7 protein-coding genes are annotated in these 13,936 nt (G+C 58.7%); 3 read left to right on the top strand and 4 right to left on the bottom strand.

Annotated elements, in window-relative coordinates; genetic code table 11:
* The first annotated feature begins 314 nt into the window (after positions 1-314).
* Both CKW23_RS06205 and CKW23_RS06200 read left to right on the top strand, forming a co-directional pair.
* Positions 315-1,283 (top strand): YncE family protein, encoded by a 969-nt coding sequence (locus tag CKW23_RS06205; protein ID WP_143498910.1) that lies wholly within the window; start codon positions 315-317, stop codon positions 1,281-1,283.
* Between the two features lie 131 nt (positions 1,284-1,414).
* On the top strand, positions 1,415-2,251 hold the full coding sequence (locus tag CKW23_RS06200; RefSeq protein ID WP_025258243.1) for a 23S rRNA (adenine(2030)-N(6))-methyltransferase RlmJ: 837 nt from the start codon (positions 1,415-1,417) through the stop codon (positions 2,249-2,251).
* A gap of 171 nt (positions 2,252-2,422) precedes the next feature.
* Here CKW23_RS06200 and msrA read toward each other — a convergent pair whose 3' ends face one another.
* The 4 genes from msrA to aceE all read right to left on the bottom strand — a co-directional run bounded on the left by msrA (position 2,423) and on the right by aceE (position 10,583).
* The gene (gene msrA, locus CKW23_RS06195) at positions 2,423-3,070 is read right to left on the bottom strand and encodes a peptide-methionine (S)-S-oxide reductase MsrA (protein WP_025258244.1); all 648 of its coding nucleotides are present in this window, start codon (positions 3,068-3,070) and stop codon (positions 2,423-2,425) included.
* Positions 3,071-3,159: 89 nt separating this feature from the next.
* Positions 3,160-5,853 carry a GGDEF and EAL domain-containing protein gene (locus CKW23_RS06190; protein ID WP_025258245.1) on the bottom strand — a complete coding sequence of 898 codons (2,694 nt, stop codon included), beginning with the start codon at positions 5,851-5,853 and terminating at the stop codon, positions 3,160-3,162.
* 306 nt (positions 5,854-6,159) lie between these two features.
* Entirely contained in the window at positions 6,160-7,785 is a 1,626-nt protein-coding gene (gene aceF, locus CKW23_RS06185) for a dihydrolipoyllysine-residue acetyltransferase (protein ID WP_095067244.1), read from the bottom strand.
* 152 nt (positions 7,786-7,937) lie between these two features.
* Complete coding sequence (gene aceE, locus CKW23_RS06180) at positions 7,938-10,583, bottom strand: pyruvate dehydrogenase (acetyl-transferring), homodimeric type (RefSeq protein ID WP_025258247.1); 2,646 nt, start codon at positions 10,581-10,583, stop codon at positions 7,938-7,940.
* A gap of 384 nt (positions 10,584-10,967) precedes the next feature.
* On the opposite strand from aceE, the gene glnE reads away from it, so the two are divergent.
* Complete coding sequence (gene glnE / locus CKW23_RS06175) at positions 10,968-13,925, top strand: bifunctional [glutamate--ammonia ligase]-adenylyl-L-tyrosine phosphorylase/[glutamate--ammonia-ligase] adenylyltransferase (protein ID WP_095067243.1); 2,958 nt, start codon at positions 10,968-10,970, stop codon at positions 13,923-13,925.
* Positions 13,926-13,936: the final 11 nt, after the last annotated feature.

Here is a 13,936-nt window from a genome sequence, read left to right as displayed (position 1 = left end):
CTGCTGACGCATCAACCCCGCTTGCCGTGAATGGCTCGATTACCTACGAGCATGTCGTTTTCAGTCAGGTTCTATCAGAAGAAAGTCGATCAATGGTCGGTTTTTTTCGTTTCACCTGTCATTTCTGACAGTACCCAACTTATTGCCTGGGGTATTCAATAATCCCCTGTTATTTCTGGCTAAAAAGGAGGGCTCGACTGGGTAATGACTCATCCAGTGAAGCACATGATTGATTGGCTAATGCTTGACGCTTTAAAGGCAGCACCTGTTTTCTCGAATGATGGTCTGAACAGGCCAAGGGATTGGTGGGTTAAATGCAAAGAAAAATATTTCCAGGCACGGTTTTTCCAAGCCAAAGAACAGCGTTTCCCTTTCCGCTATCACCTCCGCATGAGGCAAGACTTCTTGCCAGTATTCCTTTGAGTTTCGCACCCAAGGGGATAGATGTAAGCCCTGATGACACGATGCTTTTTGTCTCTCATGAAGACGGGAGTCGGGTCAGTTTTATCGATATTGACAGCCGTGAAGTTGTATCCAGCCTGCAGAGAGGCTGTGTAGGCGATGTGGCTGTCAGCCCGGATGGACGCAAGCTCTATGTGGCCGGGGAAGATGAATGCTCTGTCATTGATATCCAGCGCAACAAGCTCGTCGCTATCCTCGATTCTGAGGGGGTCGATAGAATTGCGGCCAGCCCGGACGGGCGTTTTATATGCTTGTCTTTCCGTTACGCGCCGGGCGGCCTTATCCGCATGGTTGATGCAGTTGATTACAATGCCGAGAGTAATTTTGACCTGGGCAGAATGTCGAATGCGGCCCTGGTCATGGCCGTCAGCCCGGATGGGCACTACATCTATGCTTCAGAACTTGCCGATGATCCCGACAGCGCGGTAGCGATGATTGATACACGGGATTATTCGCAAGTGGATATTCCAGGTTTCAGAAACCCCTGCTCCATGGCAGTCAGTTCGGATGGCAGACAGCTTTATGTCGGCGGTTTTGATGAGATGTTTGTGACGGACACGGCAACTCACAAGATCCTGTACACACTGGAGTTTGGTTCACGGGGTTACCCGGTCAATATCATCGGGGGAACAGCGGACGATAAGTATGTGTACGCCATTCATTCCTGTAATTTTGATTTGTATAGAGTCGATACGGCGGAGAAAACAGCGACGCGCATCGACTTCTTTCACTCTGTAGGGGACGCTGTCTTGAACCGTCAGGGTAATCGTCTCTATACCACTCATCCTGACAGGAAGTGGATTTCCGTTTATGCCTTGTAGTGTGGCAAGGCTGGATCTTATAACGCGCAATTTACCGGAAGGGTGATTAAAGCCATTCACCCTTACCCTTGAAAGCACTGTCTTGTTCCCGCCCGAGTTTTGCTAAACTGCGCAGCCTTCCAGGAGCTGCCATGAATTACCGTCACGCCTTCCACGCTGGCAACCATGCCGATGTGTTCAAACACCTGACCCTGACTCGCTTGATCGCCCTGATGGCGCGCAAGGAGCAACCTTTCGCCTATCTCGACACCCACGCCGGACTTGGGCTTTACGACCTCAAGGGCGATCAGGCCACCCGCACCGGTGAATGGCTGGAAGGTATCGGGCGCTTGTGGAATGCGCCGGACCTGCCTGCGCTGGCAGCCGATTACCTGCAAGTGCTGCACGACATGAACCCCGATGGCGAACTGCGGTATTACCCGGGCTCGCCGGAGCTGGCCCGTCGCCTGACCCGTGAGCGCGAACGCGTGCTGCTCAACGAGAAACACCCCGAAGACGGGCGGTTGCTCAAGGAGAACATGAAGGGTGATCGTCGGGTGGCCGTGCACCTGGGGGAAGGCTGGCATGTGCCACGGGCCTTGCTGCCGGTTGCCGAGAAGCGCGCCGTGATGCTGATCGATCCGCCTTTCGAGCAGCTCGATGAAATGAAGCGCTGTGCCGTCGCCCTCAAGGAAGCCATCGGCCGCATGCGCCAGACCGTCGCCGCGATCTGGTATCCGGTCAAGGACCAGCGCCAGCTCAAGCGCTTCTACCAGGACCTGGCCGAAACCGGCGCGCCGAAGCTGCTGCGCATAGAGCTTCATGTTCACCCGCTGGACACCCCGGCAAGCCTCAACGGCTCCGGCCTCGCCATCGCCAATCCGCCTTGGGGGCTGGAAGAGGAACTGCGCGAATTGATGCCTTATCTGGCCGAGAAGCTGGGACAGACCCGGGGTGGCTGGACGATGGATTGGTTGATAGCGGAATAGTTGGGGGGAGCTGCAAGCTATAAGCCGCAAGCTTCAAGTCAAAAGCTTGTAGCTTGTAGCTTGTAGCTTGTAGCTTGTAGCTTGTAGCTTGTAGCTTGTAGCTTGTAGCTTGTAGCTTGTAGCTTGTAGCTTGTAGCTTGTAGCTTGTAGCTTGTAGCTTGTAGCTGCCGGCTACGCTGGCAAACAGACCCCTGTCCCACCCAGCCCGCAATAACCCTGCGGGTTTTTTGCCAGGTACTGCTGGTGGTACGCCTCGGCGTAGTAGAAGGTCGGGGCCTGGTCGATTTCGGTGGTGATTTTGCCCAGCCCGGCTTTGCTCAGCTCGGCCTGGAAGGCTTTTTCGCTGGCCTGGGCGGCTTCGAGCTGTTCTGGTTTGGTGCAGTAGATCACCGAGCGGTACTGGGTGCCGATGTCGTTGCCCTGGCGCATGCCCTGGGTCGGGTTGTGCGCTTCCCAGAATACTTTGAGCAGCGCTTCGTAGCTGATCTCTTCTGGCTCATACACCACCAGAACCACTTCGCTATGGCCGGTCAGGCCCGAGCAGACTTCTTCATAGGTCGGGTTTGGCGTAATGCCGCCTGCATAGCCCACGGCAGTGCTGACCACGCCTGGTTGTTGCCAGAGGCGTCGTTCTGCGCCCCAGAAGCAGCCCAGGCCAAAGATTGCGAATTCAACCGTGCCGGAGAATGGCCCCAGCAAAGGGTTGCCATTGACGAAGTGCTGTTCAGGAACGGCGATAGGGGTTTCACGGCCTGGCAGTGCTTGCTGTGCGGTAGGGAGTACATTTTTGTTCACTAGAATTTCCGAGCGAAGAGTCATGAACCATATCCTCTCGATAAGTGAAAACAGATTAGAGGGATAAACAGTCCGACAGTGTGCCCGAGAGTCCGGTGTACAGGGAAGAGGGGTCAGGCCGACGGTCGGCGCGTGTAGCGTTTCAGTTTTTCGATCAGTTCTTCGCCGGGGATCGGCTTGTCGAACAGGTAGCCCTGGCCCACATCGCAGCGATGGCGGCGCAGGAATTTCAGTTGGGCCGCGGTTTCTATGCCTTCGGCCACGACCTTGAGCTTGAGGTTGTGGGCCATGGCGATCACCGCCGAGGTGATTTCCATGTCGTCCTCGTCGTCCGGAATGTCCCGGATGAAGCTGCGGTCGATCTTGATCACATCGATGGGGAATTTCTTCAGGTAACTGAAGGATGAGTAGCCGGTTCCGAAGTCATCCATGGCCAGCGACAGGCCGAGTTTTTTCAGCGAGTCGAGTTGTTGGCGAGTGTCTTCGGTGGCCTCCAGCAGCAGGCCTTCGGTCAGCTCCAGTTCCAGCAGGGAAGCATCCAGCGCTTCCTCTTCGAGAATCGAGGCGATGGAAGACACCAGGTCCGGGTCCGAGAACTGCTTGGGCGAGACGTTGATCGCTACCTGCAGATTGCCGAAACCGGCTTCGGTCAGCGCCTTGCTCATGCGGCAGGACTGGCGCGCGACCCATTTGCCGATGGGGATGATCAGGCCGGTTTCTTCGGCAACGCTGATGAACTGGTCCGGTCGGATCATGCCCTTTTCCGGATGGTTCCAGCGCAGCAGGGCTTCCATGCCCAGCAGACGGCCGCTGCGCAGGCACAGCTTGGGCTGGTAGAAGACTTCGAGTTCATTCTGGGTCAGGGCTCGACGCAGGTTGTTCTCGACGAACAGTTTGTAACTGGCTTCGGCGTTGAGCGCTTCGGTGAAGACCTGAACCTGATGCTTGCCGTTGGCTTTGGCCTTGTGCAACGCCAGACCGGCGTTTTTCATCAGGGTCTGCGGGTCACGGCCATGCAGCGGGGCGCAGGCCAGGCCGACTGAGCCGGTGACGCTGATGAGCTGGTTATCGACGAACATCGGTTTGTCCAGCGTCGCCAGCACCTGACTGGCAACGTTCTGCCCGGCTTCAAGCCCGCTCTGGTCGAGCAGCACGGCAAACTCGTTACTGGCAAACCGCGCCAGTATGTCGGACGGGCTGAGGGTATTACGCAGGCGCCGGGCCAGGCTGATCAGCAGCTTGTCGCCCGTCTGATGGCCCAGGCTGTCGTTGATTCGCTTGAAGTTGTCGATGTCCACCAGCAACAGGCTCATGGGCGTGTCGCTGTCCCGGGCGAAGCGTTCGTCCAGGTTGCGGATGAAGGCTGGCCGGTTGCCCAGGTTGGTCAGGTTGTCGGTGTAAGCCAGGCGTTCGATGCGCTGCTGCGCGAGTTTGCTCTGGGTGATGTCTTCGTAAATGCCGATGTAGTGGGTCAGTTCGCGGTTGTCGCCATACACCTTGGAAATCGACAACTGGCCCCAGTAGGGCTCCAGGTTCTTGCGTCGGCTCTTGAACTCGCCTTGCCAGCTGTTGCTCTTGTTCAGGCTGGAATTGGCATCGAGCAGTAGGGCATTGAGGTTTTCCAGTGCCGGCAGTTCCGACAGCTTGTGGCCGTGGACTTCTTCGGAGCTGTACTGGGTGATGGCGGTGAAGCTCGGATTGACGTACTCGATCATGCCCTCGCAGTTGACCAGCAGGAAGGCGTTGGCGCTTTGCTCGACAGCACGCTGGAACAGGTACAGCGCGTTGGTTGCGGCCCGCCGGCTGTGGTTGTTGATGACTTGCGCGAACTGGTCGGCCAGCTCACCGGCAAAGGTTATTTCGTCGGGCTGCCACTCACGGGCCGAGCCGGTCTGCTCCAGGCAGAGCACGCCGACCACCTGGCCATCGATGCGGATACTGGCGTCCAGAATGGCATTCACGCCCCTTGGCAGCAGGGTGTCTGCTATCTCGCGGGTGCGCGGATCGTTCTGCACATTACTGACATCGATTGCCCGGCTGTTGTGCAAGGCGTCCAGATAATTGGGGTACTGGCTGATATCCAGTGGCTTGCGCACCTGATAGTCGCAGCTTTGCCGGTGATAGTCGGCAATCGACTCCAGACGCTGCTCGTGCAGGCTCCAGATGCCCACGCGGTCGACATCGTAGATATCGCAGGCGCTCTTGGTGATCAGTTCGGCGGCTTCCAGCACCGAGTTGGCGGTGTTGTAGCGATGGCGTGTCAGGCGCAGGATCAGCTCTTGCTGGGCGCGAACTCGCTCCAGATGGGCGAGTTGGTCACGTTGCGCACGCTGGTTGAGTTCCAGAGCGATCTGCAGACGCGAGTTCTGGGTTTCCAGATCCGGACCATATGTCTGCTCGCCTTCGGCAATCATCCCCTCGACCACGAGGAAGTAGCCACGCAACAGATGACGATTGTGTTGTTTGTAGGCCTCACCGATTTCCAGAAGACCCAGCGGGCCTTTGGGGGTGTGCAAGGTATAGCGGGTCAGATAAAACGGAGCGGATGCCAGTTGCAACTGGATCTCGTCATGTAGCCTGTAGCGTGCCTCCGGCTCCATCAGGCTGGCGTAAGGCGAACCAATCAGGGCGCAGAGTTCCACGGCAGGCAGGCCGAACTGTTTTTCGCAGTTAGGATCGAGAAACAGCAGCGCCCAATTGGCTTCATTAAGCCGCTCGAAACGCAGCATGCCCAGGCGCGAAGGCACCGGCAATTGCGTTACTACCTCGGCTGCCGTTCTGCCGGCAGCATCGGTTTGGCTTTTCATGAACAAACTCGCTTCCGGAATACTGATCGCGGTAGGGCATTGGCCCGGATTACTTTCGCGTATGGCAAGGTTGCATCATGCAGCCCAGGCTTACAAGAGAGGGCGGTGGCTTAGTGCTATAAAAGTGTCGGCCGGTTGACCTGGTTCGCCAATACAGCAGATAAGCGCAGAAGTCAGAGGATTTTCCGAGCTATATAACCGGGACAGGCAGACAAAAAAAGCCCCGCTTGAAGGCGGGGTTGAGGTTCGAGCGTGGCAGCTCGCAAATACACGGCAAGGCCCGCCATGTGGCGGGCCTGCCTGGGCTTACAGCAGGATTGTGCGGATATCCGCCAGCAATTCGCTCAAGCGCTTGGTGAAGCGGGCAGCAGCCGCGCCGTTGATCACGCGGTGATCGTAGGACAGCGACAGAGGCAGCATCAGTTTCGGCTGGAAGGCTTTACCGTCCCAGACTGGCTGGATGGTGGCCTTGGAAACGCCCAGGATCGCGACTTCCGGTGCATTGACGATCGGCGTGAAGCCGGTGCCGCCGATGTGACCGAGGCTGGAGATCGTGAAGCATGCGCCTTGCATGTCGTTCGCGGTCAGCTTCTTGTTGCGTGCCTTTTCAGCCAGTGCGGCTGCTTCGGCTGCCAGTTGCAGCAGGTTCTTCTGGTCGACGTCGCGGATCACAGGGACCAGCAGGCCTTCCGGAGTGTCCACGGCGAAGCCGATGTGCACGTATTTCTTGCGGATGACCGCTTTGCCGCTTGGTGCAAGCGAAGCGTTGAAGTCCGGCAGTTCCTTGAGCAGGTGCGCGATGGACTTGAGCAGCAGTGGCAGGATGGTCAGCTTGACGCCAGCCTTCTCGGCAGCGGCTTTCTGCGCAACACGGAAAGCTTCCAGGTCGGTGATGTCGGCCTGGTCGAATTGCGTGACGTGCGGAATGTTCAGCCAGCTACGGTGCAGACCGCTCGCGCCCAGTTGCATCAGGCGGGTCATCGGCACTTCTTCGATTTCGCCGAAACGGCTGAAATCGACTTCCGGAATCGGCTGGATGCCTGTGCCGCCGCTTACGCCGCCGGCTGGTGCTTCCTTGGCCTTCAGCAGTTGGGCCTTGACGTAAACCTGTACGTCTTCTTTCAGCACGCGGCCGTGTGGACCGGTTGCGCTGACAGCGCTCAGCTCGACGCCGAACTCGCGAGCCAGTTGGCGAACCGCCGGGCCTGCATGAACCTTGGCACCGCTTTGAGCGGCGGCTGGCGCTGGAGCTGGAGCGGCTTCTGCCTTGGCGGCAGGTGCGGCAGCCGGAGCGGCTTCGGCCTTGGCCGGTGCCGGAGCGCTGGCAGCTGGAGCCGGTGCAGCGGCAGGCGCTGCGCCTGCGATTTTCAGTTTCAGGATCAGGTCGCCGGTACCGACTTCCTGTTCAAGCTTGACTTCAACGCTCTCGACCACGCCTGCGGCAGGAGATGGAATCTCCATGCTGGCCTTGTCGGATTCCAGGGTGATCAGCGATTGGTCGGCCTGGATGCTGTCGCCTGGCTTGACCAGGACTTCGATGATCTTGGCCTTGCCCGACGAGCCGATATCCGGAACGTGGATGTCCTGAACGGTGGCGCTGGCGGCAGGAGCCGGTGCAGCAGCAGGTGCTTCGGCCGGTTTCTCTGCAGCGGCTGGAGCTGGAGCAGGTTCGGCAGCAGCGGCCGGAGCAGCCGCTTCGCCTTCGACTTCCAGCTCGAACAGCTCGTCGCCTTCTTTCAGGCGGTCGCCCAGCTTGACCTTCATGGCCTTGATGACGCCAGCCTTGGGAGCAGGGATTTCCATGCTCGCCTTGTCGGACTCAAGGGTCAGGATGCTCTGGTCGGCTTCGATGCGATCACCGACCTTGACCAGCAACTCAATGACTTCACCTTCACCGTTGCCGATGTCGGGTACGCGAATTAACTCACTCACAATGTTTCTCCTTCGCAGAACCTGTTCATTCGATTGCGCCGTATCCAGTTGCAACGAAACAGCCTTGGATGCTCATTTACGGGTGTAAATTCCGCATCCTCGGCTGTTTCACGCCTTTGAACAGCGCAGGTTACCGATTTTGAAGCAGGTTCTTAACAGTCCAGTGGGTTGCGTTTTTCAGGATCGATACCGAACTTGGCAATGGCTTCAGCCACGACTTTAGGTTCGATGTCGCCACGGTCAGCCAAGGCTTCCAGGGCTGCCAGCACCACGAAGTTACGGTCGACTTCAAAGAAGTGACGCAGCTTGCGGCGGCTGTCGCTACGGCCGAAACCGTCGGTGCCCAGCACTTTGTATTCCTTGGACGGAACCCACTGACGGATCTGGTCAGCGAACAGCTTCATGTAGTCGGTGGAGGCGATGACCGGACCTTTACGGCCGCCCAGGCACTGCTCGACGTAAGTCTGCTGAGGCTTCTGGCCAGGGTGCAGACGGTTGGAGCGTTCTACCGCCAGGCCGTCACGACGCAGTTCGTTGAAGCTGGTAACGCTCCAGACGTCGGCACCGATGTTGAACTCGTCGCGCAGGATCTTCGCCGCTTCGCGGACTTCACGCAGGATGGTGCCCGAGCCCAGCAACTGGACGTGGTGAGCAGCCGCCTTGGTGTCTTCTTCGAGCAGGTACATGCCCTTGATGATGCCTTCCTCGGCGCCGGCCGGAATGGCTGGCTGGGTGTAGGCTTCGTTCATCACGGTGATGTAGTAGAAGATGTCCTGTTGTTCTTCGGTCATCTTCTTCATGCCGTCCTGGATGATCACCGCCAGCTCGTAGCCATAGGTCGGATCATAGGTGCGGCAGTTAGGCACAGTGGAGGCCAGGATGTGGCTGTGACCGTCTTCGTGCTGCAGGCCTTCGCCGTTCAGCGTGGTACGGCCGGCGGTGCCACCGATCAGGAAGCCACGGGTGCGGCTGTCGCCAGCGGCCCATGCCAGATCGCCAATACGCTGGAAGCCGAACATCGAGTAGAAGATGTAGAACGGCAGCATCGGCTGGTTGTGGTTGCTGTACGAAGTACCGGCAGCGATGAACGACGACATGGCGCCCGCTTCGTTGATGCCTTCTTCGAGGATCTGGCCCTTCTTGTCTTCGCGGTAGAACATCACCTGGTCTTTATCGACTGGCTCGTAGAGCTGGCCGACGGACGAGTAGATGCCCAACTGACGGAACATGCCTTCCATACCGAAGGTACGGGCTTCGTCCGGGATGATCGGAACGATGCGCTGACCGATTTCCTTGTCCTTGACCAGTTGCGCCAGGATGCGCACGAAAGCCATGGTGGTGGAAATTTCGCGGTCGCCCGAGCCGTCCAGGATCGCTTTCAGCGTTTCCAGTGGTGGCGTCGGGATGCTGATGCTCTTGGCGCGGCGCTGAGGTACGAAACCACCCAGGGCGCTGCGGCGCTCGGCCAGGTACTTGGCTTCGGCGCTGCCTTCTTCCGGACGGAAGAACGGCAGGTTTTCCAGCTCGGAGTCCTTGATCGGCACGTCGAAGCGGTCACGGAAGTGACGCAGGCTGTCGACATCGACTTTCTTGGTGTTGTGCGCGGTGTTCTTGGCTTCGCCTGCACCGGTACCGTAACCCTTGATGGTCTTGGCCAGGATGACAGTCGGCTGGTCCTTGTGGTTGACCGCCTGATGGTAGGCCGCGTAGACCTTGTACGGGTCGTGACCACCACGGTTGAGTTTCCAGATTTCGTCGTCGGACAGGTCTTCGACCATGGCCTTGAGTTCAGGCGTGTTGAAGAAGTGCTCGCGAACGAACGCTCCGTCCTTGGCCTTGTAGTTCTGGTACTCGCCGTCGATGACTTCGTCCATGCGGCGTTGCAGGGCACCGTTGGTGTCCTTGGCCAGCAGTGGGTCCCAGAAACGGCCCCAGATGACTTTGTTGACGTTCCATGCTGCACCGCGGAACACGCCTTCGAGTTCCTGGATGATCTTGGCGTTGCCGCGAACCGGGCCGTCGAGGCGCTGCAGGTTGCAGTTGATGACGAAGATCAGGTTGTCCAGCTTCTCGCGACCGGCCAGGGCGATTGCGCCCAGGGATTCCGGCTCGTCGGTCTCGCCGTCGCCCAGGAAACACCAGACTTTCTGCTTGCCTGCCGGGATGTAGCCGCGGTTTTCCAGGTACTTCATGAAGCGCGCCTGGTAGATCGCCTGGATCGGGCCCAGACCCATGGATACGGTCGGGAACTGCCAGAAATCAGGCATCAGCCATGGGTGCGGGTACGAGGACAGGCCATTGCCGTCGACTTCCTGACGGAAGTTGTTCATCTGGTCTTCGCTGATGCGGCCTTCGAGGAACGCACGGGCATAGACGCCCGGGGAGGCGTGGCCCTGGAAGTAGATCAGGTCGCCGCCGTGCTCGTCGGTCGGGGCCTGGAAGAAGTAGTTGAAACCGATGTCATACAGCGTCGCGCTGGAAGCGAAGCTGGAGATGTGACCGCCCAGGTCCGGGTCGTTCAGGTTGGTCTTGACGACCATTGCCAATGCGTTCCAGCGTACCAGCGAGCGAATGCGGCGTTCCATGAACAGGTCGCCAGGCATGCGTGCTTCGTGAGTAACCGGAATGGTGTTGCGGTATGGCGTGGTGATGGCGTACGGCAGCTGCGAACCACTTCTAGTGGCCAGCTCGCCCATACGGGTCATCAGGTAATGAGCACGGTCTTCGCCTTCTTTGTCGAGAACCGATTCCAGGGCGTCCAGCCATTCCTGGGTTTCGACGGGATCGAGGTCTTGCATGGCTTGCTCCAGGGCGGAAAGGCTTCCAGAATCGGTTGCCTGAGTTTGCGACTGGCCTTTTGGGCAGACGACATAAAATTCTTGGATTACCGGAGGGTTGTTCCGGCGGCGTGTAGTTTTACTACAAATCGACGACCATTTCAGCCCTTCGAGTTACATGCTCAGTAGTAAAACTACAGAGAAGCGACCAAATCGCTCCTGTCGTGTTGTGAGATAAAACGTTACCGTTGATGTGAATTTTATAATTTAGAGTGAAAAATTAGTGTTTGCTGCTAGTGATTCAGATTTTTCAGCAATTTATAACTTTTGTTCTACATTCGGCGGTTGCGCATGAAACTTGCGGACATGGCAGGTAGCCCATTGCACGCCGATCAAGGATAGACCATGAGCCTACCTTCGCTGGCCGATTTTCCGGCCATCCTGCTGCCTTTAGTTACTCGTGCACAACAGACATTTCGTACAGCGCTGGCTGCGTTGCCGGACGATTCGCTGGCATCTTTCGATGCCTGGCCGGAGTCGCGCCGCAAGGCGTTCGACCGGGTCTGTGCATCCAGCGACTTCGTCACCGAACAGGTTTGCCGCGACCCTCGCATGTTGCTGGAGTTGGCGGAGTCAGGCGAACTGGAGCGCAGTTTCAGCGTGGGCGAACTGCGCGGGCAAATCGCTGCCGCCGTACAGGCTGCCAGCAGCGATGATGAACTGGGGCGTAATCTACGTCGCCAGCGCATGCGTCAGCAAGTGCGGATTATCTGGCGCGATCTTACCCGTCAGGCAGAACTGATCGAAACCTGCCGTGATCTGTCCGAGATGGCAGATGGCTCTATCGATCTGGCGTATCAATGGCTGTACGAGCGTCACTGCCAGTTGCTCGGCACCCCGACCGGGCGCCGCACCGGTCAGCCACAGCATATGGTCATCCTCGGCATGGGCAAGCTGGGGGCGGTGGAACTGAACCTGTCTTCGGATATCGACCTGATCTTCGCTTACCCCGAAGGCGGCGAAACGGTGGGCGCCAAGCGTGCGCTGGATAACCAGGAATTCTTCATTCGTCTGGGCCAGCGGCTGATCAAGGCACTGGACCCGGTGACCGTCGACGGCTTCGTGTTCCGCGTCGACATGCGCTTGCGGCCTTATGGTTCATCGGGGGCGTTGGTGCTGAGCTTCAATGCGCTGGAGCAGTATTATCAGGATCAGGGTCGTGACTGGGAACGCTACGCCATGATCAAGGCTCGCGTCGTGGGCGGCGATCAGGTGGCTGGCGAGCAACTGCTGCAAATGCTGCGTCCGTTCGTGTACCGCCGTTACCTGGATTTCTCTGCCATCGAAGCGCTGCGCACCATGAAGCAGTTGATCCAGCAGGAAGTGCGGCGCAAGGGCATGGCCGAAAACATCAAGCTGGGCGCTGGCGGTATCCGCGAAGTGGAATTCATTGCCCAGGCCTTCCAGCTGATTCACGGCGGTCGCGATCTGAGCCTGCAGCAGCGCCCGCTGTTCAAGGTGCTTAAAACCCTTGAAGGCCAGGGCTACCTGCCTTCTGCCGTGACCGACGAGTTGCGCGAAGGTTACGAGTTCCTGCGCTACACCGAGCATGCCATCCAGGCTATTGCCGACCGCCAGACCCAGATGTTGCCGGACAACGAGCAGGATCAGGCGCGCATTGCTTTCATGCTGGGCTTTGCCGACTGGTCGGCCTTCCATGAGCAACTGATGCATTGGCGCAATCGGGTTTCATGGCATTTCCGTCAGGTGATTGCCGACCCGGATTCCGATGCCGATGACGAGCAACAGGATGACGATGAAGTCATCGTGGGCGGTGAGTGGTTGCCGCTGTGGCAGGAGTCTCAGGATGAAGAGGCGGCGTGCCGTCAGTTGTCCCAGGCCGGTTTTGTCGATGCCGACAAGGCTATCCGGCAACTGGCCAACCTGCGCGGCAGCCCGCAGTTGCGCTCGATGCAGCGCCTGGGGCGCGAGCGTCTGGATGCTTTCATTCCCCGTCTGCTGGCCCAGGCGGTCGAGCATGAAAGCCCGGATCTGGTCATTGAGCGGGTATTGCCGCTGGTCGAAGCGGTAGCCCGGCGTTCGGCTTATCTGGTGCTGCTCACGGAAAACCCCGATGCCCTGCGGCGCTTGCTGACGTTATGTGCGGCCAGCCCCTGGATTGCCGAGCAGATTGCCCGCTTCCCGTTGCTGCTGGACGAACTGCTCAATGAAGGTCGTCTGTTCAATCCGCCACTGGCACCGGAACTGGCGGCCGAGCTTCAGGAGCGGCTGATCCGTATCCCCGAGGACGATCTGGAGCAGCAGATGGAGGCCTTGCGACACTTCAAGCTGGCCCATCGTCTGCGGGTGGCCGCGTCCGAGATTTCGGGCAGTTTGCCGTTGATGAAAGTCAGCGATTACCTGACCTGGCTGGCCGAGGCGATTCTGGAACAGGTTCTGGCCCTGGCCTGGCGACATACTGTTGCCCGGCATGGCACGCCTTCGCGTCCCGACGGCAGTCTGTGCGATCCGAGTTTTGTCATCGTTGGTTACGGAAAAGTGGGCGGGATCGAACTGGGGCATGGCTCGGATCTGGATCTGGTCTTCATTCATGACGGCGATCCGCAGGCTGAAACCGATGGCGCCAAACCCATCGACGGGGCGCAATTCTTCACCCGTCTGGGCCAGCGCATCATTCACTTGCTGACAACCCAGACCAACTCCGGCCAGCTTTATGAGGTCGATATGCGGCTACGGCCCTCCGGGGCGTCGGGCCTGTTGGTCAGTTCGCTGGGGGCTTTTGGCCGCTATCAGGAAAATGAAGCATGGACCTGGGAGCATCAGGCACTGGTGCGTGCCCGGGTGCTGGTCGGAAGCCCTGATGTGGGCAATGAGTTCGGCAAGGTCCGGGCCACGGTATTGGCGCGCGAGCGCGATCTGGACAAGCTTCGTGCAGAAGTCAGCGAGATGCGCGCCAAGATGCGCGACAGCCTTGGGACTAAACTGACGGTGGCGGGAACGGCGGCCAATGCTTTCGATCCAGCCATGGTGTTCGACCTCAAGCAGGATGCCGGTGGTATCGTCGATATCGAATTTATGGTGCAATACGCGGCCTTGGCGTGGTCCAGAGAGCATCCCGCCCTGCTGCGCTACACCGATAACATTCGTATTCTCGAAGGCCTGGAAGAGGCCGGGTTGTTGCCTGATGCCGATGCCAGCCTGTTGCGCGAAGCCTATAAGGCATACCGCGCAGCGGCGCACCGTCAGGCCTTGCAGAACCAGGCCGGGACAGTGGCCGGTGATCAGTTTGAAGTCGAGCGGCGCGAAGTGATGCGGATCTGGAGTGAGTCAGGACTGACCTGACCCCCACGTTG

The sequence above is a fragment of the Pseudomonas sp. Irchel 3A18 genome, assembly GCF_900187465.1.
Classification (GTDB): Bacteria; Pseudomonadota; Gammaproteobacteria; order Pseudomonadales; family Pseudomonadaceae; genus Aquipseudomonas; species Aquipseudomonas cichorii.
This window is presented reverse-complemented; position numbering and strand designations above follow the sequence as displayed.

Bases quoted from the DNA above. Each gene is read 5' to 3' on its own strand.
- CKW23_RS06205 (WP_143498910.1), top strand. From the start codon at position 315: ATGCAAAGAAAAATATTTCCAGGCACGGTTTTTCCAAGCCAAAGAACA.
- CKW23_RS06200 (WP_025258243.1), top strand. From the start codon at position 1,415: ATGAATTACCGTCACGCCTTCCACGCTGGCAACCATGCCGATGTGTTC.
- msrA (WP_025258244.1), bottom strand. From the start codon at position 3,070: ATGACTCTTCGCTCGGAAATTCTAGTGAACAAAAATGTACTCCCTACC.
- CKW23_RS06190 (WP_025258245.1), bottom strand. From the start codon at position 5,853: ATGAAAAGCCAAACCGATGCTGCCGGCAGAACGGCAGCCGAGGTAGTA.
- aceE (WP_025258247.1), bottom strand. From the start codon at position 10,583: ATGCAAGACCTCGATCCCGTCGAAACCCAGGAATGGCTGGACGCCCTG.
- glnE (WP_095067243.1), top strand. From the start codon at position 10,968: ATGAGCCTACCTTCGCTGGCCGATTTTCCGGCCATCCTGCTGCCTTTA.